Source organism: Paraburkholderia sp. RL17-337-BIB-A (assembly GCF_046025895.1).
Taxonomy (GTDB): Bacteria; Pseudomonadota; Gammaproteobacteria; order Burkholderiales; family Burkholderiaceae; genus Paraburkholderia; species Paraburkholderia fungorum_C.
This window is the reverse complement of record NZ_JARESY010000002.1, coordinates 963,180-989,292: the sequence shown is the minus strand read 5'-3', so window position 1 is coordinate 989,292 and position 26,113 is coordinate 963,180. Positions and strand designations below refer to the sequence as shown.

General features: G+C 61.1%; 29 protein-coding genes. 12 read left to right on the top strand and 17 right to left on the bottom strand.

Features of this window, described 5'->3' with window-relative positions; all coding sequences use genetic code 11:
* Positions 1–11: 11 nt before the first annotated feature.
* Positions 12–323, bottom strand: coding sequence for a cupin domain-containing protein (locus P0D84_RS25420; protein ID WP_408341428.1), 312 nt, complete (start codon positions 321–323; stop codon positions 12–14).
* A 248-nt stretch (positions 324–571) separates the two neighbouring features.
* On the opposite strand from P0D84_RS25420, the gene P0D84_RS25415 reads away from it, so the two are divergent.
* Positions 572–892 carry a hypothetical protein gene (locus tag P0D84_RS25415; protein WP_408341427.1) on the top strand — a complete coding sequence of 107 codons (321 nt, stop codon included), beginning with the start codon at positions 572–574 and terminating at the stop codon, positions 890–892.
* Positions 893–1,115: 223 nt separating this feature from the next.
* On the opposite strand, the gene P0D84_RS25410 is transcribed toward P0D84_RS25415, so the two are convergent.
* The 6 genes from P0D84_RS25410 to P0D84_RS25385 form a co-directional block, all read right to left on the bottom strand.
* Entirely contained in the window at positions 1,116–1,433 is a 318-nt protein-coding gene (locus P0D84_RS25410; RefSeq protein ID WP_408341426.1) for a DUF4148 domain-containing protein, read from the bottom strand.
* Positions 1,434–1,697: 264 nt separating this feature from the next.
* Positions 1,698–3,107, bottom strand: coding sequence for an NADP-dependent phosphogluconate dehydrogenase (gene gnd, locus P0D84_RS25405; protein WP_408341425.1), 1,410 nt, complete (start codon positions 3,105–3,107; stop codon positions 1,698–1,700).
* Positions 3,108–3,224: 117 nt separating this feature from the next.
* On the bottom strand, positions 3,225–3,866 hold the full coding sequence (locus P0D84_RS25400; RefSeq protein WP_408341424.1) for a DUF938 domain-containing protein: 642 nt from the start codon (positions 3,864–3,866) through the stop codon (positions 3,225–3,227).
* A gap of 80 nt (positions 3,867–3,946) precedes the next feature.
* Positions 3,947–4,816: an NAD-dependent protein deacetylase gene (locus P0D84_RS25395; protein WP_408341423.1), complete on the bottom strand. Its 870-nt coding sequence runs from the start codon at positions 4,814–4,816 to the stop codon at positions 3,947–3,949.
* A complete protein-coding gene (locus P0D84_RS25390; protein WP_408341422.1) occupies positions 4,813–5,007 on the bottom strand; it encodes an oxidoreductase-like domain-containing protein in 195 nt (64 codons plus the stop codon). The genes P0D84_RS25395 and P0D84_RS25390 overlap by 4 nt, the downstream gene beginning before the upstream one ends.
* Before the next feature lie 62 nt (positions 5,008–5,069).
* Entirely contained in the window at positions 5,070–5,834 is a 765-nt protein-coding gene (locus tag P0D84_RS25385; protein ID WP_408341421.1) for an SDR family oxidoreductase, read from the bottom strand.
* Positions 5,835–6,068: 234 nt separating this feature from the next.
* Here P0D84_RS25385 and P0D84_RS25380 point away from each other — a divergent pair, with 234 nt between their 5' ends.
* A complete protein-coding gene (locus tag P0D84_RS25380; RefSeq protein ID WP_408341420.1) occupies positions 6,069–6,926 on the top strand; it encodes a polysaccharide deacetylase family protein in 858 nt (285 codons plus the stop codon).
* A 120-nt stretch (positions 6,927–7,046) separates the two neighbouring features.
* Here P0D84_RS25380 and P0D84_RS25375 read toward each other — a convergent pair whose 3' ends face one another.
* The gene (locus P0D84_RS25375; protein ID WP_408341419.1) at positions 7,047–8,459 is read right to left on the bottom strand and encodes a DUF2252 domain-containing protein; all 1,413 of its coding nucleotides are present in this window, start codon (positions 8,457–8,459) and stop codon (positions 7,047–7,049) included.
* Between the two features lie 178 nt (positions 8,460–8,637).
* On the opposite strand from P0D84_RS25375, the gene P0D84_RS25370 reads away from it, so the two are divergent.
* Both P0D84_RS25370 and P0D84_RS25365 read left to right on the top strand, forming a co-directional pair.
* Complete coding sequence (locus P0D84_RS25370) at positions 8,638–9,321, top strand: Pr6Pr family membrane protein (RefSeq protein WP_408345989.1); 684 nt, start codon at positions 8,638–8,640, stop codon at positions 9,319–9,321.
* Positions 9,322–9,528: 207 nt separating this feature from the next.
* Entirely contained in the window at positions 9,529–9,804 is a 276-nt protein-coding gene (locus P0D84_RS25365) for a CsbD family protein (RefSeq protein ID WP_408341418.1), read from the top strand.
* Positions 9,805–9,953: 149 nt separating this feature from the next.
* On the opposite strand, the gene P0D84_RS25360 is transcribed toward P0D84_RS25365, so the two are convergent.
* The 4 genes from P0D84_RS25360 to P0D84_RS25345 all read right to left on the bottom strand — a co-directional run bounded on the left by P0D84_RS25360 (position 9,954) and on the right by P0D84_RS25345 (position 12,848).
* Positions 9,954–10,766: an exodeoxyribonuclease III gene (locus P0D84_RS25360; protein WP_408341417.1), complete on the bottom strand. Its 813-nt coding sequence runs from the start codon at positions 10,764–10,766 to the stop codon at positions 9,954–9,956.
* Positions 10,767–10,802: 36 nt separating this feature from the next.
* Positions 10,803–11,021 (bottom strand): hypothetical protein, encoded by a 219-nt coding sequence (locus tag P0D84_RS25355; protein WP_408341416.1) that lies wholly within the window; start codon positions 11,019–11,021, stop codon positions 10,803–10,805.
* A gap of 151 nt (positions 11,022–11,172) precedes the next feature.
* Complete coding sequence (gene mctP / locus P0D84_RS25350) at positions 11,173–12,654, bottom strand: monocarboxylate uptake permease MctP (protein ID WP_408341415.1); 1,482 nt, start codon at positions 12,652–12,654, stop codon at positions 11,173–11,175.
* Positions 12,651–12,848: a DUF3311 domain-containing protein gene (locus P0D84_RS25345; protein ID WP_093634922.1), complete on the bottom strand. Its 198-nt coding sequence runs from the start codon at positions 12,846–12,848 to the stop codon at positions 12,651–12,653. The genes mctP and P0D84_RS25345 overlap by 4 nt, the downstream gene beginning before the upstream one ends.
* A gap of 339 nt (positions 12,849–13,187) precedes the next feature.
* Here P0D84_RS25345 and P0D84_RS25340 point away from each other — a divergent pair, with 339 nt between their 5' ends.
* The 7 genes from P0D84_RS25340 to P0D84_RS25310 all read left to right on the top strand — a co-directional run bounded on the left by P0D84_RS25340 (position 13,188) and on the right by P0D84_RS25310 (position 20,828).
* Positions 13,188–14,597, top strand: a complete 1,410-nt coding sequence (locus P0D84_RS25340; protein ID WP_408341414.1) for a cache domain-containing protein — start codon at positions 13,188–13,190, stop codon at positions 14,595–14,597.
* A 2-nt stretch (positions 14,598–14,599) separates the two neighbouring features.
* On the top strand, positions 14,600–15,247 hold the full coding sequence (locus tag P0D84_RS25335; RefSeq protein WP_408341413.1) for a response regulator: 648 nt from the start codon (positions 14,600–14,602) through the stop codon (positions 15,245–15,247).
* Positions 15,248–15,335: 88 nt separating this feature from the next.
* Complete coding sequence (locus P0D84_RS25330; RefSeq protein WP_408341412.1) at positions 15,336–15,878, top strand: hypothetical protein; 543 nt, start codon at positions 15,336–15,338, stop codon at positions 15,876–15,878.
* Positions 15,879–16,050: 172 nt separating this feature from the next.
* The gene (locus tag P0D84_RS25325) at positions 16,051–18,000 is read left to right on the top strand and encodes an arylsulfatase (protein WP_408341411.1); all 1,950 of its coding nucleotides are present in this window, start codon (positions 16,051–16,053) and stop codon (positions 17,998–18,000) included.
* A 7-nt stretch (positions 18,001–18,007) separates the two neighbouring features.
* Entirely contained in the window at positions 18,008–19,090 is a 1,083-nt protein-coding gene (locus P0D84_RS25320; protein WP_408341410.1) for a formylglycine-generating enzyme family protein, read from the top strand.
* Entirely contained in the window at positions 19,084–19,881 is a 798-nt protein-coding gene (locus P0D84_RS25315; protein ID WP_408345986.1) for a MetQ/NlpA family lipoprotein, read from the top strand. The genes P0D84_RS25320 and P0D84_RS25315 overlap by 7 nt, the downstream gene beginning before the upstream one ends.
* Positions 19,875–20,828 (top strand): hypothetical protein, encoded by a 954-nt coding sequence (locus P0D84_RS25310; protein ID WP_408341409.1) that lies wholly within the window; start codon positions 19,875–19,877, stop codon positions 20,826–20,828. Before P0D84_RS25315 ends, P0D84_RS25310 begins: the two co-directional genes overlap by 7 nt.
* Positions 20,829–20,895: 67 nt before the next feature.
* Here P0D84_RS25310 and cls read toward each other — a convergent pair whose 3' ends face one another.
* The 4 genes from cls to P0D84_RS25290 form a co-directional block, all read right to left on the bottom strand.
* Positions 20,896–22,158: a cardiolipin synthase gene (gene cls / locus P0D84_RS25305; protein WP_408341408.1), complete on the bottom strand. Its 1,263-nt coding sequence runs from the start codon at positions 22,156–22,158 to the stop codon at positions 20,896–20,898.
* Between the two features lie 217 nt (positions 22,159–22,375).
* Positions 22,376–22,861, bottom strand: a complete 486-nt coding sequence (locus P0D84_RS25300) for a hypothetical protein (RefSeq protein WP_408341407.1) — start codon at positions 22,859–22,861, stop codon at positions 22,376–22,378.
* A gap of 22 nt (positions 22,862–22,883) precedes the next feature.
* Positions 22,884–23,675: an H-NS family nucleoid-associated regulatory protein gene (locus P0D84_RS25295; protein WP_408341406.1), complete on the bottom strand. Its 792-nt coding sequence runs from the start codon at positions 23,673–23,675 to the stop codon at positions 22,884–22,886.
* A gap of 180 nt (positions 23,676–23,855) precedes the next feature.
* A complete protein-coding gene (locus P0D84_RS25290; RefSeq protein ID WP_408341405.1) occupies positions 23,856–24,194 on the bottom strand; it encodes a hypothetical protein in 339 nt (112 codons plus the stop codon).
* A 277-nt stretch (positions 24,195–24,471) separates the two neighbouring features.
* Here P0D84_RS25290 and P0D84_RS25285 point away from each other — a divergent pair, with 277 nt between their 5' ends.
* Positions 24,472–24,708 carry a hypothetical protein gene (locus tag P0D84_RS25285; RefSeq protein ID WP_408341404.1) on the top strand — a complete coding sequence of 79 codons (237 nt, stop codon included), beginning with the start codon at positions 24,472–24,474 and terminating at the stop codon, positions 24,706–24,708.
* Positions 24,709–24,718: 10 nt separating this feature from the next.
* Here P0D84_RS25285 and P0D84_RS25280 read toward each other — a convergent pair whose 3' ends face one another.
* The gene (locus P0D84_RS25280) at positions 24,719–25,792 is read right to left on the bottom strand and encodes a DUF6765 family protein (RefSeq protein WP_408341403.1); all 1,074 of its coding nucleotides are present in this window, start codon (positions 25,790–25,792) and stop codon (positions 24,719–24,721) included.
* Between the last annotated feature and the right edge of the window lie 321 nt (positions 25,793–26,113).

Below are 26,113 nucleotides of genomic sequence, written 5' to 3'. Positions count from 1 at the left end.
CTGGTGAGCCCTCAGACACTGCCCGCGGCCTCGACCACCAGAATGCGCGCCACGCCGATTGGATGCGCGACATGTTCGGTGCCCACCGACGCGTAGAACACATCGCCCGTTTCCAGAATGGCCGACCGTTCGACGCCATCTTCGCGGTAGCGCATCTCCACGCGTCCGTCGAGCACGGCGAACACTTCCTCGCCGTCGTTGACATGCCATTTATACGGCTGATCGGTCCAATGCAGGCGCGTCGTTATGCCGCCCATGTTGGCGATATCGAGCGCGCCCCATGGACGCGTCGCGGTGAAGCTCTTGCTGCGGATGATCTTCATGGTGAATAGCGGGTTGAGAAGCCGACGCTGTCCGCGCGTTATCTGTGCCGCATACCGAAGCGGCCGCCCCGGCGAGATCACGCGTTCCGACTGGCCCCATTATAGGTGTTGCAGCCATCACGACCGCTGGCACGAGGCCGCTCGGACGCATTCGTGTGAACATTGAATCCTTTCGACCCTCGCCTATACTCAGTCAAACTGCCACGATGCACCGTACGCAAACGCCTGAATCCTGCGAGGAGTTGGGGATGAACAAAGCCACCTTTCTGGCCGTGCAACTCAACGTCGACGATGTTGCGGCGTCGCCCGGTTTGGTCGAGTTGCTGAACACACATCTCGTTTTCGCGGCAGACGTTGCCGAAGCCGCCGACGCGCTGGTCCAACTGGCCAGCATCGCGGGCCTGTCGAGCGGCGTCGAAGCCAGCGTCGAGATTCCCGCCGTTGCAATCGAACGGTTGCGCGAGGCGCTCGACAACCTCAGCGCTTACGACGAATCCTGGTTGCTGGCTCTCGAACCAAGCCGCGCGCTGTTCGATGAAATAGGCCACCGGCATCGAACCCTGCATTGACGCTGCGCCCGCGCAAACACATCCGCACTGCCGCGCACCACCGGCGCGCGTCCGCAAGCGCCGCCGGTCCGCCATGTGCGTTTAGACTGCGCGCTGAAGCGCCTTGAAATCGAATTGGCTGCCGACCCGGCCCGTAAATGACAAAACGCCGCCCGGCAATCCGGTCGGCGTTTTTATAACTCGCCGCCTACTACCAAGGCGGCGCTTGCATCAGCTTCGACGATTAGTTGCCGAAGTAGACCGAGTTGCGGTCGTTGCTGCTCACCGGACGGCCGGCTTGCGAGCTGCCGGCCATCGGCGCGCCGTAGCCGCTATTCACAGCTTGAGCAGTGCCGTTCTGTGCGTCGACACGTGCCTGCGCGGCCTGAATGTTGGCCGGGTAGTCGAAATGGTCGCCAACCGGGTTGTAGCCGGCCTTTTCGAGTTGCACCAGTTGAGCACGCACTTCGGCGCGAGTGAGCGGCTGGTTCGATTGAGCAAACGAAGCAACAGGAGCGACCAGAGCCGCGGCGACAACAACTGCAGAGATAAGAGCTTTCATGATGTAAACCTCCAGAACTTGTTTTTCATCCGCTTCGGACATGTGGTCCGTAGCGCTTGAACCGAAGTTTAGGAGCGTTGGCATCTAGGGGAAACCCCTAAAACGATGAAACTCTATTTCGAATTTCGCAATAGTAGGTGATCTGCGGTACCGTCACGCGAACTGTCTGATAGCTTTCAGCAATAATTCTCTGGCTCGATTTCAATCGCCAGCGAGGCCCAGCGCGCCTTGCGGCAAGTGCGCGCCGGCCCACGATTCAAACGCCTAGCTCCAGTTCGCGTGGAAGCTGCCCGGCTTGTCGATACGCTCGAACGTATGCGCGCCGAAGAAATCGCGCTGTGCCTGCACCAGATTCGCCGGCAGGCGTTCCGAACGATACGCGTCGAAATACGCCACCGCCGACGCGAATGCCGGCACCGGCACGCCCGCATTGATGGCGGCAATCACGACCTCGCGCAACGCCGACTGATAATTCTTCGCGATGTCGCGGAAGTACGGATCGAGCAGCAGATTGGCGATTGCCTTGTCTTTCGCATAGGCGTCCGTGATCTTCTGCAGGAAGCGGGCGCGGATGATACAGCCGGCGCGGAAAATCTTCGCGATCGTGCCGTAGTCCAGGTCCCACTTGTATTCTTCCGAGGCCGCGCGCAGTTGCGCGAAACCTTGCGCGTACGAAATCACCTTGCTGAAGTACAACGCACGGCGCACCGACTCGATGAACGCATCACGCTCGACGCCCAGCGGCTTGGGCGCCGGGCCTTCCAGCACCTTGCTGGCGGCCACGCGCTGCGTCTTCAGCGACGACAGCACGCGCGCGAACACGGCCTCCGTGATCAGCGGCAGCGGCGCGCCGAGGTCGAGCGCGTTCTGGCTGGTCCACTTGCCCGTGCCCTTCTGCGCGGCGCGATCGAGGATCACGTCGACCAGGTCCTTGCCGGTTTCATCGTCTTTCTTGCTGAAAATCTTCGAGGTGATTTCGATCAGATAGCTGTCGAGTTCGCCCTGATTCCATTCGGTGTAGACCTTGCCCAATTCTTCGTTCGACAGGCCGACGACCTGCTTGAGCACAGCGTAGCTCTCGGCGATCAGCTGCATATCGCCGTATTCGATGCCGTTGTGCACCATCTTCACGAAGTGGCCCGCGCCGTCCGGTCCCATGTACGCGACGCACGGCTCGCCGTCCGGCGCCTTGGCGGCAATTTCGGTGAGGATCGGCGCGACCAGGTCATAGGCGTCGCGCTGGCCGCCCGGCATGATCGATGGCCCTTTCAGTGCGCCCTCTTCGCCGCCCGACACGCCCGTGCCGATGAAGTGCAGACCGGACTTTGCGAGATCCTGATTACGGCGGATGGTGTCAGTGAAATGGGTGTTGCCGCCGTCGATCAGAATGTCGCCTTTTTCCAGCAGGGGTTTCAACTGGTTGATCGTCGCGTCGGTGCCTTCGCCCGCTTTCACCATCAGCAGAATGCGGCGCGGCTTTTCCAGCGACTCCACGAACTCTTCCAGCGTGAACGCCGGCACCAGCTTCTTGTCCGGATATTCGGCGATGAGTTCGTCGGTTTTCTCACGGCTACGGTTGTACACCGACACCGCGTGGCCGCGGCTTTCGATGTTGAGCGCCAGATTGCGGCCCATGACCGCTAGCCCCACCACGCCGATTGCCTGTTTGCCCATGTGAATTCTCCAGAGTCCAAAAAATGTCGAGACGTCACGCCGGAAAGAACGTCGGCGGAACGTTGAGGGTGAAAGGATAAAAGAAATGCCGGCTTGCCGCACGGAGGCGGACGCTAGTCAGACCCGCGCCGCCTCCGGGTGTTTCCTGAAGACCAGACTGAAATTGTTGGCCGGCATCGCGATCGGCTCGTCGCACACGAGTCCGACCGATGCGCCCAACGCCACCACGGCTTCCATATCGCGCACGCCCCACGCGGGGTCGCGGCTGCGCAATTGTTGATCGAACGCATCGTTGCTCGGCGAGGTCTGCGCACCACCGCGTTTATAAGGACCGTACAGATACAGTACACCGCCGACGGCCAGGCGGCGGCTCGCGCCGGCGAACAGTGCCTCTGTCGCGCTCCATGGCGAGATGTGAATCATGTTGATACAGACCACGGCGTCGAGCTTATCCAGCGTTTGCACGCCCCAATCCTGCTGATGCACGTCGAGGGCAAGCGGTGCGCGCACGTTGGTCAGCTCTTCATGTGCGATCCATGCGGCAATCGACGCACGCGCATCTGCATCGAGATCGCTCGGTTGCCAGTCGAGCCCACGCAACGCACCGGCGAAGCAGATCGCGTGTTGGCCCGTGCCGCTCGCGATTTCCAGCACACGGCCGGTGGCCGGCAGCACCTTGCGCAATACAGCGAGAATCGGTTCACGATTGCGTTCGGCGGACGGCGAGCGTTGCCGCAGTGCGGGATGGGAGTCAGTCATGTTCACTTTGTTTCAATAGAGGGGCGTGCGCACGCGTTCGGCGCGTTCACGGGCGTAGTTCACGGTCGTAGGTCGCGGCCTCAATCCAGCGCCAGCCGCGCGGCCAAAGCAGTCAGCGTATCCGCACAGGGCGCGGCGATTTTCAGTGACAGTAGCGCATCGGCACGCGTGCGCCCGAGATTGATCGCGACGATCGGCTTGCCCAGCTTTTGCGCCCACACGCAGAAACGGTAGCCCGAATAAACCATCAGCGACGAGCCCACCACCAGCACAGCATCCGCCGCATCGAGCGCATGCGAGGCCGCTTCAACCCGCTCACGCGGCACGCTTTCGCCGAAGAACACCACTGCGGGCTTCAACAAACCGCCGCAGTTCGTACACGCTGGAATGCGGAACGATTCGATATCGTGCCACTCGAGATGCGCGTCGCCGTCGGCGGCGGTTTCGGCGGTGACGTTCAGCAGCGCGGGGTTGTCGGCCGCCAGCGTCTGCTGGATCGACGCGCGCGAATGCTGCATGCCGCAGTCCAGACACGTCACATCGCCGATACCGCCGTGCAGTTCGATCACCTCGCGGCTGCCCGCACGCTGATGCAAACCGTCGACGTTCTGGGTGACGAGCGTCGGCACGTGACCCGCTGCCTCGAGCCGCGCCAAGGCGGTATGCGCGGCATTCGGCTGCGCGCCGGCCACCACCGGCCAGCCGACCATGCTGCGTGCCCAGTAGCGCTGGCGCATCGCCACCGTACCGAGAAATTCCTGCAGCGTGATCGGCGGCGAACGCTTCCATTCGCCGTTGTCGTCGCGATAGCCTGGAATGCCGGAGTCGGTGCTGATGCCCGCGCCGGTCAGTACGAACAGACGCGGATAACGCTGCACGAAGGTATGCAGATCGTCCAGCGTGTGCGATTCAGTGAAGGGTTCGATGTGCGCGGGCAGAGGGTCGGTCATGACGGGGATAGGGTGTGGCTGTGGCCCGTCTGGCGCGCTTGCCATTCGGCGAGCGCTGCCTGATAGCGTTCGAGCGCGTCATCGTAGAGATCGAAGACACAAGGATTGCAGCCACTATGACAACAATCGTCGAGATCGGGCCGCGCGGGCGGCACCGGCGGCCGGTCGTCCCTGGGTGTGTTGCTGGGCACGGCGAATCGCTTTTTCGAAAAGGCGGGGAGGGTTCAGTATAAGTTGATCTCCCGCGCCGCGCTCAGCCTCTGCCGACGAACGGCATCTTGCTCGCCATGATGGTCATGAACTGCACATTCGCCGATAGCGGCAATTCCGCCATATGCAGCACCGCGTCGGCAACATGCTGCACGTCCATCAACGGCTCGACCGCGATTTCGCCATTCGCTTGCGGCACGCCGCGCGCCATCCGCTCGGCCATTTCCGTCGCGGCATTGCCGATGTCGATCTGCCCGCACACGATGTCGTATTTGCGGCCGTCGAGCGAAACCGCTTTCGTGATGCCGGTGATCGCGTGCTTGGTCGCCGTGTAGGCAATGCTGTTGGGCCGCGGCGCATGCGCGGAAATCGAGCCATTGTTGATGATGCGGCCGCCTCGCGGCGTCTGCGTTTTCATCAGACCGAAGGCGGCCCGCGTGCACAGAAACACGCCGGTGAGGTTGGTGTCGACCACCGAGCGCCATTCGTCAATATCGAGTTCGTCGATATCCACGGGCGAGCCGCCGCGGCCCGCGTTATTGAACAGCACGTCGAGCCGGCCGCGTCGCGCGCGGATCGTGTCGAACAGCGCGGCGACGCTGTCGGCGTCCGTCACGTCGCAGGCCACGGCGAGTGCATCGCCACCCAGTTGCTGCGCCGCTTCGACAACAGCGTCGAGCTGAGCCTGACGACGGCCGGCGAGCACGACGCTATAGCCATGCTCCAGCAGCTTGAGCGCACTGGCCCGACCGATGCCGCTGCCCGCGCCTGTCACCAGCGCCACCTTCTTGATTCCCGTTCCTGTCACAGCTTTTCCTCTCCGTTTAATTGGTCTTAGCACCATACAACAGCGGATCGCCCATCACAAATGCAACGTTGCGGCCGCCGAAAAAATGTCACGTCTTTCAGCGCGCTTTCATTGTTTTCCATTCGTATCAGCGTCCGCGTCGGACGGTACATCAATGGTATCGTTCGCTGTTGCGCGTCGCGCGCGATTCAAGGCCTTCCCAGGACGGAGGAAGGAAGACAGGAAGCACGCTTTATGAACGAGTTATTCACGCCGTCGCAACGCGGTGAAGCCACACCACAGCCGCGCTGGCCGCACACCGGCTACCCCGCGATGCTCACGGCCACCACCGCATGGCACGTATTCGTGCTGGCCGGATGGCTGCTGACGCCCGCCGCGTGGCCGTGGTGGCTGGCCGCGATCTTCGCGAATCACGCTGTTTTCACGGTGGCCGGCCTGTTGCCGCGCACCTCGCTGCTGGGCCCGAACTGGACGCGCCTGCCCGCCGGCGCGCGCAACGCGGACGCAATCGCACTGACCATCGACGACGGTCCCGACCCGGTTGTCACACCGCAAGTGCTCGATCTGCTCGACGCCTTGAACGTACGCGCCACCTTCTTCTGCATCGGCGCGAAAGCACAACGCTACCCGGAGCTCATACGGGAAATCGTCGCACGCGGCCATGCGCTGGAAAACCATTCGCAGGTTCACCTGCACACGTTTTCGCTCACGTTTCCGGCGGCGCTCACGCGCGAGATCGATGCGGCACAGCGGACCTTCGAGACATTGAGCGGCGAGCGGCCGATGTTCTTCCGCGCCCCGGCGGGATTGCGCAACATCTTTCTCGAACCCGTGCTGCGCAAACTCGATCTGCGGCTCGCGGCGTGGACGCGGCGCGGCTACGATACGCGCGAGCGCGATCCGCGCGTGGTCGCGCGCCGGCTGCTCGACGGTCTTGCCGCGCGCGACATCCTGCTGCTGCACGACGGCAATGCCGCGCTCACCGTCGAAGGCAAACCGCTGATACTCGCGGTCCTGCCGCGAGTGATCGACGCGGCTCGCCGGCAGCACTTGCGCTTCGTTACGCTGCGTGAAGCACGTATTGCGCATTAGACTCCAGCCTTCGCCTCGAGCCCCAGACCCGAGCACTGAACTGAACCTCGAACAGGGCCACGCCGTGCTCACGGCTCGCCAGGCGGGCCAGCAAGCGAGCCGCGCAAACACCGCCCGCGGTTACACGCGGAAATCCGCCGCCATGTCTTCGTCCGAACGCGCCTCGAGTTCGCCGCTGCGGCACGCCTTCAGGAACACGTCGTAGTCGCGTTCCACCTGATCCGCATAGGTGTTCGCATAGCCCGTGAGCGCTTCCGCGAATTGATCGCCACGGCCGATATACGCGCTGACTTCGATCGCCTGGCCGCTCGCCTTGGCATGAGCGCGCGCCATGATCCAGCCGCATAGTTGCGCATAGCCTTCCAGCAAATCGGTATCGAACAATTCGATATTCGCCGACAGTTTCATGTCGCGCAGTTGGCGGAAATAAAAGTGCCGCCCTTGGGGTCCGGTCGCCCAGCCGAGAAAGATGTCGCTCGCGGCCTGCAACGTACGCTGCCCCTGCACGACACGCTCGCCCTCGTGCTTGTTGCCCGGCGACTTGTAAAACTGCGCGATCACCGACGGCCGGGCCTCCTTGATTTGCAGGAACAGCGGCTTGCCCATGTGATCGACACTCAATACCACCATGCAACGCGTGCCCACGCTGCCGACGCCCACCACCTTGAACACAATGTCCTGCACGGTGAAATGGCTCAGCAGTTCGCGCCTGTCGTGCGACATCGTCTTGAGGTACTCGCCCCACATGCGTTCGAGCAGCTTGCGCCAGTTGGCCGCCTTGAACACTTCGGCCTCTTCCGGCGTGAACAGCGTGTTCGCACCCAGCACGTGGAACAGCGCCGGTGGCGCATCGCGGATCGTCCAATGGTCGCCGTCACGCACCGCCATTTTCTCCAGCAGGTTTTCGTGGGTACGGCTCGCGGCCTTTTCCATGCCGCGCCGCACGGTACGCCGGCGCTCGGGCGTCAGCGCGGTTTCCGCCATGCGGTCGAACGTGATGCGGTCATACCAGAGTTCGAGCGCGCTGCATTGCGCATATTGCGCCATGCGGTCACGGTATTCGGTGACGGCGGTCATCACGAGATGCTCGGCTGTCCCGCGGCTCAACCGCATATGCCGCGCGGCGACCACGAGACTCGCGGTCAGCCGTTTCAGGTCCCATTCGAAAGGACCGGTCGCGACTTCGTCGAAGTCATTCAGATCGAATACGAGTTGCCGCTCCGGTGTGGCGAAACCGCCGAAATTCATCAGGTGGCCGTCGCCGCAGATCGGCATGGTGAGGCCCGAATCGTGAACCCGGCTCAGATCGTGAGCTTGCAGGATCGCGGTACCGCGAAAAAACGTGAAAGGCGACACGGCCATGCGCCCATAGCGCAGCGGCACCAGATTCGTCACGCGTCCCTCGCTGCTTTGTTTGAGCAGCTCGATGGGATTGCGATTCAATTCCCCGACCGTACGATGGCTCGAACGTTTCGAATGTTCACGGGCGGCACGGCCACGGGCCTCCCGCTCGGCGATGGTGCTGGCTTTCATGCTCTTCTCCGGTTTTTGTGTGAATTTTTACTCGGTTTCAGAAGACTGCTTCTGCGGGCACGGTAAGGCAGCGCACATGCTAGCAGACCACCCGTTTGTCGTGAGCAATCCGGCCTGGACGGGCGCGATTTTGTCGCGCTTGCTGCAAAGCAAATCCGGTATGTATAAAATCGTTTACATGCGCCCTGCCCCTTCTCAGCAACACGAGCCCGAGCTCCCGCTCCACACGCCCAGCGTCTCATCCGTGACGCTGGCGGCAATCATTGCCGTCATCGCGTGGATTTCGATCGCCGCACAAACCGATCTGACAATCGATCGCACGCTTGCCCGCGGGCTCAGCGTGCTCGATGGCATTGCGCGGCTGAGCAGCTATCTCACCAATCTGACGGTGTTGGCTTGCGCGATCTGTTTTACCTGCGTAGCGCTACGCGGACGCAGTTCGCCGATCGCGCGTTTTTTCCGTCAGCCTACTGTGGTGACCGCGGTCGTTGTCTATATGGCGTTTGTGGGGATCGCGTATAACCTTCTTCTGCGGGGGTTGTGGTCGCCCGCGGCCTACCGGTTGCTGCTCAACGAATCGCTGCACAGCGTGTTGCCTATGCTGACGGCGCTTTACTGGGTGCTATTCGTGCCGCGCTTTCATTTACGGTTGCGGCACTGCCTGTTATGGCTGGTCTATCCCATTGCCTATCTCGTCATCACCTTCTGGCGCGGGAGTTTGTCGGATTTCTATCCGTATCCCTTCATCAATGTCGATGTACTTGGGGTCAGACATGTTGTCGTCAATTCCGCCCTGTTGTTTGGCGGGTTTTTGATGTTGATGGCGGTGTTCGTGGGGATTAATTTTCGACGTCGACGCTGAATGTTTGCGTGCTCCGGCTTTCCTGTGTGTTCGCGCTTTACCGGTTGTACACGGCGTCGGCCGTGAGTTGATTCCGTTCCTCGGGCGCGCTTCTTGCGCCCCGTCTGATGGACGTAAGCCGCAAGCAGGAGCGGCCTGCGTGAACCTCGGTGTGGCGACGTTGCGCGGCAATGGCCCACACGTAAATATGACAATGGGAGCAAACGTATGGACACCAACTCAGCAGAAGGCGCAGTCAAGGAAGTCGCAGGAAAGGTGCAAGGCGCCGTCGGCGACGTGCTAGGTGATACAGGCACTCAACTGGCCGGGAAGGCCAAGGAACTCAGCGGCAAAGCCCAACAACTTTGCGCGAGTACCACCAGCCTCGTTCGGGATACGACTGCGGAAAGCCCTTTCACCACCATTGCCGTGGTCGCGCTCGCCGGTTTTGTCGCCGGTGCGCTCTGGTCGCACGGGGCGTCGGGGCGCGATTATCGCCGGTAAATTTCGACGTAGCTGATCAGATGATCGGGCGATCGGCAGTAGGCGATCGCCCGGCTCTGCTTGTGCCTCGCTCTTTGGAAGTCGGCGTGCGGAAGTTCTCCTGCCCGCACCCCAGCAACACGTGTACTTCAACAAGATCGACGATGCGCCTATCCGCTCTTCTTTTTGCGGCGTCCCGCGCCTAGATCCAGCTCCACCCACGTCGGCGCGTGGTCGCTCGCGTGCGGCTCTCCACGTACCCAACGATCGACGCCCGCGTCGCGCAAGCGCGGCGCGAGGTCCGCGCTCAGCAGTATGTGGTCGATGCGCAAACCCGAGTTCGTGTCCCAATGGCGACGAAAATAGTCCCAGAAGGTGTACACGCGCTCGTCGCCGAAGTGGGTCCGCAGCGAATCGGTCCACCCTTGCGCGAGCAGCCGCTGATAACGATCGCGGCTTTCGGGTTGCAACAGCGCGTCCTTCAACCATGAACGCGGATTGTAGATGTCTTCGTCGGTCGGGACGACGTTGAAGTCACCCGCCAGCACCACCGGATGGCCGCTCTTGAATAGCTTCGCGGCGTGCGCGATCAGATGGTCGAACCACGCTAGCTTGTAGTCGAACTTGGGGCCCGGCTGCGGATTGCCGTTCGGCAGATAGAGACAGGCCACCAGCACACCGCCGACGGCCGCTTCCAGATAGCGGCTATGCGTATCCTCTTCGAAACCAGGCAGGCCGCGCCGGCTTTCTATGGGCGCCTCCCCTTTCGAAAGAATCGCCACGCCGTTCCATGCGCTCTGGCCTTGCCAGAGGGAAGCGTAGCCCGCCGCGCGTAGTTGCTCGACAGGAAATGCGCTGTCCACGGCCTTCAGTTCTTGCAGGCACACAATGTCCGGCGCTTCACGCTCGAGCCATTGCAGCAGCGCGGGCAAGCGCGAACGGATACCGTTGATGTTGAAGGTTGCGATGCGAAGCTTGGCCACGGCATGTTCCCCTGGAAGGCATCCTGCTGAAGCGCCCTACTGGGTCGCCGCGTCGCACCACTCCATTGCCCACGACTTCGCGCATGAAATGGCGTCAGCTTCGTTCGAAAAGGCGTCGATGTCGCCCGAATCGTGCGACTGGACATGCTCGTTATGTTGGGGCACGCGGCTGATCCTGGCCCGCGCATGGTAAGCACCGTCTTCTGCGTGGCGGGCCCGGCAATCGATGTGGAAGTGCTTGTAGTCGAACTGCATTACCTATCCTCCCTATGAACGCGCGGCACGTATCGCTCATTTATAGCATCGCCTATGCCCGATCGGGTCCCTGGTTTTCCTTCTACACAAAAACAAAAGCCGGCGCCGCGGAGTAAGCCACTCCACAGCGCCGGCCAGGCAAACAGCAACCTTAAACTGCGACCACACTCCTGCGCGGCGACAAGGCCGAAACAACGAAACTAACCACAATGTTAGCGGCCAACGCGATCAAGCCGATATAAAGCGGCCAGGTCGCATCGCCGATATGCAGCGCAAATACCGGCTTGAGCCCTTGCGAAATGGCCAGTCCCGTGCCGATCACGATCCCGGCAAGCCAACCGAGGAACAAGCCCGGCGTATTCAGTCGGCGCGTGTACAAGGAAAACACAATGGCCGGGAAAATCTGCAAAATCCAGACCCCGCCCAGCAGTTGCAAATCAATTGCATACTGCGTCGGCAAGAACACGATAAACAACAGCGCACCGAACTTCACAACCAGCGAAGCCATCTTCGCGGTTGATGCTTCCGCCTCAGGCGTCATATTCGGCGAGACGAGAGGACGCCACAAATTCCGCGTGAACAGATTGGCCGCGCCAATCGACATGATCGCTGCAGGCACCAACGCGCTAATCGCAATTGCAGCGGCCGCAAAGCCGATGAACCACGACGGGAATAGCGTATTGAAGAGTGCCGGTACCATGTCGGAGGCCGACTTCACATGCACGCCGGCCGCAATCGCCATATAGCCAAGCAACGCAATCAGCCCTAGCAATAGCGTGTACGCCGGCAGGAAAATCGCATTCTTGCGCACTGTGTTCGCCGACGAGGACGACAACACCGCCGTCATCGTGTGCGGATACATGAATGCCGCGAGTGCCGAACCCAAAGCAAGCGAGGCATACGCGGTGAATTGCGTCGGCTTCAGAATGATGCCGGTTGCGCCGCCTTTAGCCTTGAAATACGTATCGGCCGCATCGAACACATGCGCATAGCCGCCGAGCTTCGCGGGAATCAGCCAGACCGCCGCGATCACGACGATATAGATCATGATGTCCTTGACGAACGCGATCATCGCCGGCGCCCGCAAGCCGCTTGCATAGGTGTACAGCGCAAGAATCACGAAGGCGACGATCAGCGGCATTTCGCCGGTCACGCCGAGCCCCTTGATCACCACCTGCATACCCACCAGCTGTAGCGCGATATACGGCATGGTGGCGACAATACCGGTGATCGCGACCGCGGCAGGAAACCACTTGCCGCCATATTCACCCTGCACGTAGTCCGCCCCCGTGATGTGGTTCTTCGCGTGAGCGATCTTCCACAGCTTCGGCATCACTGCGAACACGAACGGATAGACAATGATCGTGTACGGCAGAGCAAAGAAGCCATATGCGCCCACCGAATACACGAGGGCGGGCACCGCGATCACAGTGTAGGCGGTATAGAAGTCGCCGCCCACGAGGAACCACGAAATCACCGTGCCGAACTGGCGGCCACCGAGGCCCCATTCGTGCAATTGCGTCAGGTCGCCCCGCTTCCAGCGCGCGGCAAAAAAGCCGATCACGGTGACGAGAACGAAGAAAGCGATAAAGACGGTCATCGCGACCGGGTTCACGGGATTCAGATCGCTCATTTGACACCTCGGTACACGACGTAAATCAGCAGCGAGGTCAACGGAACCCACAAGAACTGATACCAGTAGAAGAACGGAAAGCCGGCGAACGAGGGGCGCGTGTCGTTATAGAACGGCAGCCATAGCAACGCGATATACGGGATCAGCAAGATAAGCCAGAGCCATGAACGGCCGGCAGATTGGGAGGTCTCCACAAACTTCTCCTAAGTCTATTATTGAACTGCGCGCCGTGACTTGTGGCCGGGCACGCGGAAAACCGGTTACCTGATATTGGAGGGCAAAACCAGCGTTTGCTCTTTACACCGCCCCAGGACGCAGCACCTGAAAAACGACCGGGCGGATGGAACATCCATACGAATGAGCGCCGGCCGCACCGCAAGAGGCCGGCATCGTGCAAAAAACGCCGCGCGCGCGCCGCCAGGCGCGGTACGCCGCGGGCATGTAGTATTCGCTTTCGTGAACGTCCTTACAAGCGCGCAACTACGTAAGCCGGCTACGTAATACTACGTAGCCTGTCGGCCGTCTCTTCAACGATGAAACTCAAAGCAAAGATTGTTCTGCTGGCGATCGTGCCCTTTCTGGCGGCCATCGCCAGCATTGAAATCGGTGTGCGCGAGGAAGCCACCGCGCTCGCCGAGACGCAGCACGCGACCACCCAGGCCGCGTACATGGCCAGCAAGGAGATTGAACTCAAGCATTACGTCGAGCTCGCCACCACGGCGATCGCTCCGCTCTACGAGGGCGGCGGCGACAACGCGCGCGACGATGCGATGCTGCGCATCCGCGCGCTCGACATCCTCCAGAAAATGGATTTCGGCAAGGACGGCTACTTCTTCGTCTACGACATGCACGGGCGTTCGCTGATGCACCCGCGCGAGCCCGATCTGGTCGGACGCGACCTGTGGACGCTGCGCGATCCGCAAGGCACGCCGACGATCCAGCAACTGCTCGCCGCGGCCGCGAGCGGCGGCGGTTATGTGCGTTACGTGTGGCACCGTCCGTCGACGGGCAAGCTCGCGTCGAAATTGGGCTATGTGGTGCCGCTCGAACGCTGGGGCTGGATGATCGGTACCGGCATCTATCTCGACGATGTCGACGCCACGCTCGCGCATATCGATCAGGGTGCCGCGGCCAACATCGATCGCACGATGCAGTGGATCGATGCCATCGCGCTCGCCGGGCTCGCCGTGATCGCGTTATGCGCGCTAGTGCTCAACGTCACCGAATATCGCAGCGCCGATGCCAAACTGAAGCGGCTCGCGCAACAGGTGGTCGACTCGCAGGAAAACGAACGGGCGCGACTGTCGCGTGAATTGCACGACGGCATCAGCCAGATGATGGTCTCCGTGAAGCTGCTGCTCGAATCCGCGTTGGCGCGTTTCGAACGCAGTGAAGTGCGGGTGCCCGCAGCGGAGGCCGCGCTCTCCACCAGCCTCACCCGCCTCGGCGATACGTTGCGCGAGGTGCGCCGTATATCTCACGCGCTGCGTCCGTCGATGCTCGATGACCTCGGCGTAGCGGCCGCCCTGGAACAGCTCACGCGCGAGCTGAGCGACGAGTCGGGGATCAAGATCGGCTTCACGCAAATCGCGCACACGAATGCCCCGGTTTTACCCGAGACGGTCAACACGGTGCTATTCCGTATCGCCCAGGAGGCGCTGACGAACATCGTGCGCCACGCACAGGCATCGAGCGCGGCGCTGGCGCTGGAAATATCGAACGACGCCGTGACGTTAACGATCTCGGACAACGGGCGCGGTTTCGACGTGGCACACGCCTTCGTCGGCCGGCGCTCCGGTGTCGGTCTGCGCAATATGCGCGAGCGGCTCGAAGCGCTGGGCGGCAAGCTGTCGCTCATCTCGCAGCCTGGCCACACGCAAGTGAGCGCACGCGTGCCGCTCGGAACGCACGAACCTCAATTGCCCGCCTTGCAGGAACGCTGACTATGAATGACGCCTCAACCGCCACCGCACGTCTGGTTCTCATCGACGATCATCCGCTGGTGCGCGACGGTTTGCGCGCTCGTCTCGAAGCCGTGCGCAACATCGAAATCGTCGGCGAAGCGGGCAATGCGCAGGAAGCGCTCGCGCTCGCGGCCAGCCAGGAACCGCATCTGGTGCTCATGGACGTCGGCATGAACGGGATGAACGGCATTGCTCTGGCCGGCATGTTTCATGAGCGCTTCCCGGCGATACGCGTGCTGATGCTCTCCATGCACGACAACCTCGAGTACGTCACCCAGGCCGTACGCGCCGGCGCCAGTGGCTACGTGCTCAAAGATTCGCCCGCGACCGAAATCATTCAGGCGATCGGCGCGGTGCTCGAAGGCAAGACGTTTTTCAGCGCGGGACTCGGTGCGCGTTTGATTCAGGCCTCGGCAATGCAGCCGCCCATTGAACGGCTCACGCCACGCGAACGCGATATTCTCGATGCGCTTGCGGAAGGTCTGTCGAGTAAGCAGATCGCTCAACGCAACGAGCTCTCAGTGCGCACGGTGGAAACGCATCGGCAGAATCTGAAACGCAAGCTCGATATCGAAGGTCAGGCTGAGTTGATCAAGTTTGCCGTCGAGAATCGGCGTCAGAGCCGATGAAGTAACCGCGCCACCGCTGCATAGTCTCCATCAGGTAATCGAGAATCAAAACCGTCTATTCCCCGCTCAATATCCCGGAGCCGAGACGATGAAATGCCCGATCCACCTCAAGCTGCTAACCCTGATCTTCAGCGTGGCCTCCCTGCACGCCCACGCCGAAGCGCAGCGCCTCAATCGCGGCCACGACCCGTTCTTTCAGATATCCAAAGCAATCAGCAACTGCCCGGTGCCCTTAGGCCCACTCGAGACCGAACAGGAATGGCTCGACGACAGTCATTACCGGATCGAGCGCGGCAATAGCTGCTGGGTGGAAGGACGTTGCCGCCTGTCGAACGCATATCTCTACGACACGGAGATCGCCGAGGCCGTCCAACGGCGTCTCACCAACATCAATTACGTCACCCACTGGCGCGAGCAGTCGACGCTATGGCTCACATTGCAACGCCGCTTCATTTACGTGCAAGGCTGCGTCGCCCCCGGCTTCGACAAACACACGTTCCTCGCCGAACTCGCGAAAACCGCGGATGTCGATCGCGTGATCGATGACACCACAACCAATCCGCACGCCGCATCGCTGCCCTATAAAACGCTTGCAGATCCGGACAAACCCGTAGTCGACCCGGGCAACTAGCCGCACACAAAAGCCGTGCGAAACAGCGAAGGAAGTTGCACGCCGCGTTATATCCCCGATCACATTTCAGCGCCTATATCGACAATCGAACATAGCAACGCAGAAATCAATCTTTCGCCATCCTGACGTCATTGCTAACATCGGCGACCCGACATATCCGGTCACTACAACAATGACAACTCAGAGATCGCAACGCCCCACTCTTCGTCTCGGCATGATCGGCGCGGCCGTCGCCAGCCTTGTCGTGCTCGCTTCCTGCGGCGACGACAATCTGCCTCAAGCGGCGGCGTCCGCGCCCGTGGTCGCGCAGAAACGCCCGAACATTCTGTATATCATGGCCGACGACCTCGGCTATTCCGACATCCATGCGTTCGGCGGCGAAATCAACACGCCCAACCTCGACGCATTGGTCCAGTCGGGCCGCATCCTGACGAATCACCATACCGGCACTGTCTGCGCGATCACGCGTTCGATGCTGATCTCCGGCACCGATCACCATCTGGTCGGCGAAGGCACAATGGGTGTGCCGACCGACGAACGCAAAGGCCTGCCCGGCTACGAGGGCTATCTGAACGACCGCGCGTTGTCGGTCGCGCAATTGCTGAAGGACGGCGGCTATCACACCTATATGGCCGGCAAGTGGCACATCGGCTCGGGCATTGTCGGCAGCACGACGGGCGGCGGGCAGACGCCGGACCAATGGGGCTTCGAGCACAGCTACGCGCTGCTCGGCGGCGCCGCGACCAATCACTTTGCTCACGAACCGTTGAACTCGCAGAACTACACTGAAGACGGCAAATACGTGCAGCCCGGCCAGCCTGGACAACCGGGCGGCGCAGGCGGCAGCCCCGCCGTGTTCTATTCGACCGATTTCTACACGCAACGCCTGATCTCGTACATCGACTCGAACAAGGGTGACGGCAAGCCGTTCTTCGCCTACGCGGCCTACACGTCACCGCACTGGCCGCTGCAAGTACCCGATCCTTATCTGCACAATTACGTCGGTAAATATGATGCCGGCTACGACGTGGTCCGCAACGCACGGATCGCACGGCAAAAAGCGCTCGGTATCATCCCGAACGACTTCGTGCCTTATGGCGGCGCATCGGAAACACGGGTAGCAACAGCGGCCACCGCAAACAACGGCACGGCCAACGCGAAGTATGTGAGCGCCGTGCATGGCGCCGCGCAGGGTTATACCGACTACGGCCCAGGCTACGTGAACAAGACGTGGGCAAGCCTCTCGCCCGCCGAGAAAAAGGCCCAGGCACGTTACATGGAAATCTATGCGGGCATGGTCGAGAATCTCGATCACAACATCGGCCTGCTAATCCAGCATCTCAAGGACATTGGCGAATACGACAACACCTTCATCATGTTCCAGTCGGACAACGGCGCCGAAGGCTGGCCGATCGACTCCGGCGCCGACCCGAGCGCGACCGACACCGCCAATGCAGCGGACCCGGTCTATTCGACGCTCGGCACCGACAACGGCAAGCAGAACGCGCAACGCCTGCAATACGGTTTGCGCTGGGCCGAAGTGAGCGCCACCCCGTTCCGTTTGACGAAAGGCTATTCGGGTGAAGGCGGCGTATCCACACCGTTGATCGTCCATTTGCCGGGCCAGACCACGCAGAAGCCTACGCTGCGCGACTTCACGCACGTGACCGATAACACTGCCACGTTCCTCGCCGTCGCACGGATTTCACCGCCTACGCAAGCTGCGCCGCCGTTGATCAACACGCTCACCGGCGTCGATCAGAACAAGGGTAAGGTGGTCTACAACAATCGCTATGTTTATCCGGTCACCGGGCAATCGCTGTTGCCTTTGCTGAACGATCAGACCACCGACGCCGTGCACACCGCGTCGTTCGGCGACGAAGCCTACGGCCGCGGCTACCTGCGCAGCGCCGACGGCCGCTGGAAAGCCTTGTGGACCGAGCCGCCGCTGGGCCCGGTGGATGGTCACTGGCAACTGTTCGACATGAGCGCCGACCGCGGCGAGACGCAGGACGTGTCGGCGCAGAATCCGTCAGTGGTCGATGGGCTCGTGCAACAGTGGAACAACTATATGAGCAGCGTCGGCGGTGTCGAACCGTTGCGTCCGCGCGGTTACTACTGAGCACGCCATGTCTGTCCGACTCAAGCTGAAAGGGACCGCGGCGTTGTATGGCGTCTATGCCGCGGTCGCCATGGTCGCGTTTGCCGCCGCTTTTAGCGCCGCGATGGCCGCCTCGGCGGCATGGCGCGACGGCAAGCAGAACGCGTTCGATGATCTGAACCGCTCGCGCGCTTTAGCGGCGCTCGGCTCCGAACAGCTATGCGAGCGCCATGCCGGCCTGCCCACGCGCTGGCGCGACGATCCGAAAGCCGGCATGGTGCATCTGCACGGCGGCAACTTCGTGTTCGGCAGCAAGCTCGGTTATGAAGACGAGCGCCCTGCGGGCGACGGCAAAACCCACGTCGCCGGTTTCTGGATCGATCAGACCGATGTGACGAATGCGCAGTTCACCGCCTTCGTGAAGGCCACGGGTTATGTCAGCGATTCGGAGCGCCAGGGCGGCGCCGTGGTCTTTCATACGCCGACTCGCGAAGAAATGAACGCGCGCGATCTGGCATGGTGGACGTGGGTCAAGGGCGCCGCGTGGAATCATCCGACGGGTCCTGGCAGCAATCTCGACGGCCGCCTGAACCAGCCCGTGACGATGGTCACGCAGGCCGACGCGCTGGCCTACGCGCGCTGGCTCGGCCGCGATCTGCCGACCGAAGCGGAGTGGGAATACGCGGGCAAGGCCGGCCACGAAGGCGCGGATCTCGACACCGCGCCACGTGACGAACACGGCAAGCCGAGTGCGAATTACTGGCAAGGTGTGTTTCCCGTGCTGAACACCAATGAGGATGGGCACGTCGGCCTCGCCCCGGTCGGCTGTTATGCGGCGAATGATTTCAAACTCTACGACATGATCGGCAATGCCTGGGAATGGACCAGGGACGTCTACAGTGGTCCGCATCAATCGCATACCAATGGCGATACCGCAGCGGTCGCGCCGCTCAGCCGCAAACACGACACGCCGATGGTCATTAAAGGCGGCTCGTTTCTCTGTTCACGCGACTATTGCGTGCGCTATCGCGCGGCGTCCCGCGAACAGCAGGAAGCGGATTTACCGGCCTCGCATATCGGCTTTCGTACGGTGTTGAGGGATGCATCGTGAAGCCCCGCACGTTCATCACGGTGGCGCTGCTGATTGCGGCTTCATGGGTCCAGGCTGCGCAAGCCGCCGCATCGCAGGTCGTCAAAATCGGCGTGACGGCCGGCGCTCATGCGCAGATCATGGACGAAGTGCGGCGTGTCGCCGCAACGCGAGGCCTCACGCTCGATGTCGTCGTGTTCGATAAGCCCGAGGGCATCGACGCCGCGCTCGCCGCGAAACAGATCGATGCAGCGAGCTTCGAAGACGGACCGCGCTTCTTGAGCCAGCGCAAACAACACGGCTACGCACTAACGAGCGTGGCGACCACCGTTACGTTTCCGATCGCGCTGTACTCGCGCAAGTTGACGAACCTCGGCCAGTTGCAGCGCGGAGCAACGATAGCGATTCCCGACGACCGTGAAGGCACCGCGCGCGCCTTGATCCTGCTGCAAAACTTTACGCTGCTGAGATTCAAGGACAGCGCCGGCTTACACGCCACGGTTGCCGACATCACAAGCAACCGGCTGAACCTGAAGATCCGCCAGTTGCCGCATGCTCGCCTGTTCGACAGTTTGAACAGCGTGGCTTTCGCCGTCATTGATAGCGACGACGCGGCACGCTCGGGTCTCTACCCTGCCCGTGACAGCCTCGGTCTCGAAGATGCGCGCTCGCCCTACGCCAACGTGTTGACCGTGCGCGACGGCGACCGCACTCAGCCATGGGTCGCGCAACTGGTCGGCGCCTATCACTCCCCCGACGTCGCGCATTTCATCCTGACGCACTACCAGGACTCGGTACGCCGGCCATGGTGAACGCGTTTTCGTATGCGTGTTCGGCGTGCGGCAAATGCTGCAACAGTCCACCGGCGATGTCGCTGCCGGAACTGTTCCGGCATCGCGATCTGTTCATCGGCTGCATTGCGATTGGGCGCGTGCCACGCAAGCGATTGCATGAAAAGCTTCGCGTCGGCGAACACGAAGCCATACTTGACGACACGGATATCGTCGCCTTCGAGGCCATCGCGGATACGCTGCTGTATCGCGCGGGCGACACCTTCAGCATCACGGCGCAGGGCTACGACTACCCTTCTCTCGCGCGCTGCCCGGCGCTCGAAGACGATGGACGCTGCGCAATTCACTTCAACGGCAAGCCCGTCACGTGCGAAGTGGTCCCGCTCGATCCGCTCGTGCCGGATGCGCTTCAACACCTGGTATTGGCCGGACGCAACCAGAGCGCCATCTATCTCGGTGCCGATTGCATTCAGGAAGGCAAACGCGGCGACACTACGCTGTTGGTCGCCGAAGGTCGCATTGAAGACGCGAATGCGAGAGATGCACTCGCACGCCGCCGTGCCTCGCTCGCGGCCGAGCGCGAGGTATGGGGCAAAGCCGTCTTCGAGTCGCTGCGCAAAGATCTGTTCGACTCGCCCGCAGCGTTGTCGCGCATTCCCGCAGGCGGCTTTCTGACGATTTCGATTGTGCCGGCGCTGCTAGCCGTAGCAGGACTATCAGCACGCTGCCGCGAATTGTGTCTCGACTATATCGACAACCAGCTCGGTTTAATCGACCGTTGCATTGCGCAAGCGCTGCTTCGTCGCCGGCTGGATGACCGGCCGGTTACGCAGGAGTTGCGGGGCTTCGCCAGCGCCTATCAACGCGCAAAAGCGATTCTTGCCGTGCCTGTCTCCGCGGATGAGCACAGCAATGAACCGACTCACGTATCGGCCGTCGAAACGTATCTCAGCGGCACAGGCCGCTAGTCACCGGCATCACCCCGCTCACGGTTCTCCCGGATGATCTGCGCGATCGACGCATCTGCATCGCACATCACAGTTGCGTATCCAGCAGCGGCACGAACTTCTCGATCAGCTTTTCGGAGAATGGCCGCCGCATCCACGCGTCGAGCGTGATCTGCTGTGACTGCTTGATATCGTCCGCGAAGGTAGCAGTTTGCTGCCTCGCGAAGTCGCGGTCGTAGATATTCAGGTTCGCTTCGTCATTGAGCTTGAACGAGCGGTTATCGAAATTGGTGGAACCTACCGAGACCAGATATTCGTCCACGACCAGCAACTTGCAGTGAAACATGGTCGGCTGATACTCGAAAATCTCGACACCGGCTCGCAGCAAGTCGCCCCAACAGGCGCGCGACGCTTCCCGCACGGTATGTGTATCGATGCGCTTTCCAGGCGTGACGATCTGTACTTTCACGCCGCGCTTTGCTGCCTCGACAATCGCATTGATCGTCAGCTTGTCCGGCACGAAATAGGCACTCGCCAGATGAATGGAGTGAGTGGCCGCGGTAATTGCCATCAGATACATCAATTGCATGTCGTCGCTGCCGCCCGAAGGCGAGCTGCTGAACATATGCGCAAGGCCGTCGCCGACGGCTTCGACTTCCGGAAAGTAGTCGGCCCCGTGCAACACATTGCCGGTCGCTTTGACCCAGTTGTCCATGAATACGGCCTGCATGTGGCCCACCACTGGCCCGGCAACCCGGAAATGCGTATCGCGCCAATGCTTTTCGTCTTGCGCGCGGCCGGTCCACTGCGGCGCAATGCCCACGCCGCCGGTAAAGCCGATATGCCCATCGATCACCAGCAGCTTGCGGTGAGTGCGATCGTTCATCCGTCCCAGACCGGTCCAGTGCGGCTTGTGATACTGGATCACTTCAGCGCCCGCATCGCGCAGAATGTTCAGATAGCGTTTATCCATTTTCGACGAGCCCACCCAATCGAGCAGTACGTGCACGGCGACGCCTTCCCGTGCTTTATCCGCCAATGCGTGGGCGATTTGCTCGCCGATCTCGCCAGACCAGTAGATGAACGTTTCAAACGTGATGGTTTTGCGCGCGGACCGAATACCTTCGAGCATCGACGGAAATATATGCGCACCGTTCAACAGCATCTCGAAGCGGTTCCCGGAGATGACGGGCGGCCCGAGCAGCAGACCCATGGAACGGAGAAACTGCGGATCGTGGCTCGCGTAAAGCCGCTCGATCTTGTGTTCGATCTTCTTCTCGCCACTCGACAGATTGGCAATTAACAATACGATGACGAGTGTGACAAAGGCGGTGATTGGAATCGTCAGCATGCGTGACCTCGATGCTAATCGGCAGGACGCGCAAAGGTCGTCGCCCCGCGGTTTGCGATTGGGGGAAAACGCCCGGACCTTAAGCCCGGGCTTTACAACCCAAAACAGGACGCATTGCGCGTGCCCGTTGCCAGGACCGTTTTAAGCGCGGCCATTTGCCACGCTGAGTGCCGGTCAATCGACGAGGCCACTAACCACCCACTAACCACTCACAACACTAACGGACCAGTGAGAATGCCTCCCGGCTGGCAATCTCTCCCGCGCCATACACGCCGACCACTGTATAGTCCGACGCCACGCATTCAAACGTCGAGTCCTGAAATGTGATGACAAAGTGGCGTGGTGCGGGCCCGTGCGAAGCGACGGCCGAAATCTCGGCGGCCAGTGACGAATTCATCACTTCGTGAACCGAGTACCCACTGAGCCCTTGCGACGCGAGTGGATGAATCTCGAGATCGAGATCGCCGGGCGGCCCCAACCGATGAAACACGGCGTCGGGAAATAGCACCGTGCAAAATGGATCGTCGTCGGAATCGAATGGTCCGAACCGTTCGAAGTCGGATTCAGCAATCGGATAAGCCAGAATTACCCGGCGATCGCTAGCGACAATGAACGGCTCGGCAGCGTCGGCGGCCGGATGAGGAACGGACTCCAGCAGGACGACGTGGTCTTCCTGCCGGGATGAATCGAGCGTAACAGTCATCTACTTCGCGACTCCGTTACGCTCACGCGGCGGCTTGCACCGTCGGGGTTTGCGGCGCTGCGGCAGCGCTCGTCGCCCCGGCTTTGCGTTGACTACCCGCCTTGCGGCCCGGGGCTTTCCTTGCCGTAGCGGTCTTCTTCACCGCCGCCTTCTTTGCCGCGGTTTTCTTTACTGCAGGCTTGGCCGCGCTTTTCCTTGCCGCGGCCTTTTTAGTCGCCGTTTTCGACGCTACTGCCTTTTTCGCCTTCACGACTTTCCCGGCGGCGAGGTTCTGGGTAGCCGCCGCGCCATCGATCAGGAATTTGCTGCGGTCTTTGACCGTTGCAAGCCATGCCGGCGCCGGACCACGTCCGCTCCAGGTGGCGCCGGTTTTTGGATTGAGGTACTTGGGCGGCTGCGCGCCTTTAGGCTGGCCTTTGCTCGCGGCTTTGGCGTGAGTGACGGCCGCCTTTGCCGCTGACTTCAGTTCGCTGGCGCCGTCGATCAGGAATTGAGTCCGGTCTTTCACCGCGGCAATCCAGGCCGGTGCACGGCCGTGACCGGTCCAGGTTGCACCGGTTTTATGGTCGCGGTACTTCGGCGGCGTCTTGCCTGCGCTAACGGCTTTTGCCTTGCCACCGGCTGCATGGCCATTCAAAGCCTGTGCGGCGCGTCTCGCCTTTGCCTTGGCTTCGATATCCGCGGTAGTCAGGCCGTGCTTAAGCATCAGGTCGCGAATCTGGTCGACCGCGACTTGTGCTTTCCTGGCAACCAGGACGTCAGCTTGTGCCTGGAGCTTCTTAAGCTTTGCTTGGATTTGCTCTAACGTTGGCATTTGATTGCTCCTTGTGTGGTAATCGATCGAACTATGCCATGAATAGCGCGAGAAAGGCAGATCTATAGGGCTATTACAACATCAGATTTACATGGAAACGCATCCAGTGGAGTACGAACCTTTCGAGTCCACTACCGATAACCCTATTCTCTAGTCTTTTCCTGTTTGCCGACCGGTCGCTTAAATGGGTGTAAAGACGACGACCTGGCGGTCGGCGATATACCTCACGCTGCGCATAAACCGGTACTGTTGATCGTCGGCGGTTATCCGGTTGAGTCCCAATTGGGTCAATGCGAGCATCTCGTCGGCCTGAAAAGCGGCCACCACGCCGTGATCCGTCAACTCATCCAGCATGCCGGACGGATTGCCGACATAAACACTGCGCACCTGCGTGCCAATCCGCATCAGAATCACGCTTTCTCCTTCGTCGAGCGCCAGTTCGAGATAGCCGGCAAGCGTTCGTAACGAATCCGGCGTGCTGGCCTGGGCCTGATAGATCGCAGCGTTCGATGGCGTCATTTCTGTTTCCCCGTCATCCACGTCAAGAAAAGGCCGCCGCTGTGCAATGCGGCAATTGCCGCTTCTACTATAGGCGCGCATCCGTGGATTCAAAGGGCGGCCGTTCATTTTTTTGGCCCGTAATCCGGCGTAACCATTCTCGCGGCGCTGTTTCACCTGTCTGCGAACTGTCCTTTTACAATCCGAACCGGACTGAGAAGCAAAGCAGTGGCAACCCAGTTGCATTCGGATGGTTTCGACAACTCGTTTCGACAACTCAATAGCAGGGTACTTTCAGATGAAAGCTGGTTTTATCAACGCCGCCCTCGCGGCGGTAGCACTGATTTCGGCCACAGCAGGCACGGCGAACGCGGCCGGCTGTATGAAAGGCGCGGTGGTGGGCGGGGTCGCCGGCCACTACGCTGGGCACCATGCGGTGGTGGGCGCGGTGGCGGGCTGCCTCGTGGGAAGACACATGGCGAAGAAACAAGCGGAAGAACGGGCCGCGCAGCATCAGCAAGTGAAGGTGCAATAGCCCAGCCGGTTCACGCGATCCGCAGTCCGCAAGCCGGCAGAATCTCCTGCGTAGTCACGAAACGGTGCTGTTTGACCGCGTCGTGAAAGCGCCGGTAATCACTTTTCTCAAAGGCTTCGCTCCAGCGCGGGCGGTCGCCGGAATCGTCGTCGGACTGCAAACCAGTGGCCTTGTATTTCCAGGAACCGAGCCCCTTGGCCACATAGTCCGGAATCGACTCTGACAGCCCAGGAATGGCATCGGTTTTCACCGCTTCGCAAATGGTCTGCAAACGCTTGCTGTCGTCCAGGTTCCGATTGGTGTCGAGAAGCCTGGTGAGTGCGGCGTTGACATCGGCCGGCAGACCGGGCTGGTATTCAAAATCTTCCCGCCCCGCGACATAGGCGCGCACCGCGCGGCACGTCATCTCGGCCGCCTGCATGAACTCAGGCAGATTATGCCTTTTGACGGACACGTTTCTGCCATCGACGTAATGCCATTTCGCCCACGGCTGATCGGGATAGTGCAAAGCAGCGCCGTGACCCACGGGTAATGCAAGCGTCAGCACATCTTCTTCGATGCGCTCGACCAGATGCCGCGTAGCGCGGGTAAGGCGGACCAGCCAGCCTTCCCGCGTGCAATCCTCCGCCTCCAGCATATGAACGCGGTTCATCGGGCTTTCGATACCGGAGAATCCCTGATGTGCCCATGTGTCGACGTAAGTGTGAAGCGCCACGCCCAGGCGGTGCAATGCCGTGTCGGTGCCCCGCTGCCGGATTGCCCGGCGAACCACCTCGCGAGCAACAGTGCTATCCGGCCGGCACACCGCCTTTTCGTCAAGCGTCTCCCCCACGCCCGCGGGAAGAAAATGAAATGGCGTCCACACCAGCCGGTTCTGGTCGTTTTCCGTATTGGTATAGTCGAATAGCTTGTGCGCGGTGGCGAAGCGTTCAAAAGTCTCGCCACCCGCGAAACGCAGTATTCCTGAAGTGGTCGCATCGTCGACGTACTGGCAGGCATGCGCCACCGTAACTGCATCGCCGGCCGTCATCCCGGCGACACGGGCGACGATATAAACCACACCGTAGTGAAAGTCGATGTTCATGACAGGCGCTCCTCGCGCGCAACGAATGACGGGCGGATCTTTCGGAATGCGCAAGGCAGCTATTGCAGCGCCGACGCCCCCGTAGAAGGTAAACGGCTGAATGCGCGGGACTTTGAAAAAGACGCCGCCCGCAATCAGCGGGAGCGCGTGAGCCACGCTGCCGCCGGTCATATCAGGCGATAAATCCGCCAGATCGACCCGTATGGCGAATACAGGTGGGTTGCGCTGACGAATAGCACGGCCACGGCATTATCGTCGTTTTCACTATCGTGCATGTGTCGATGCTATTCGCACCAGCCGGGTAAAGCCAGAACTTCTCTT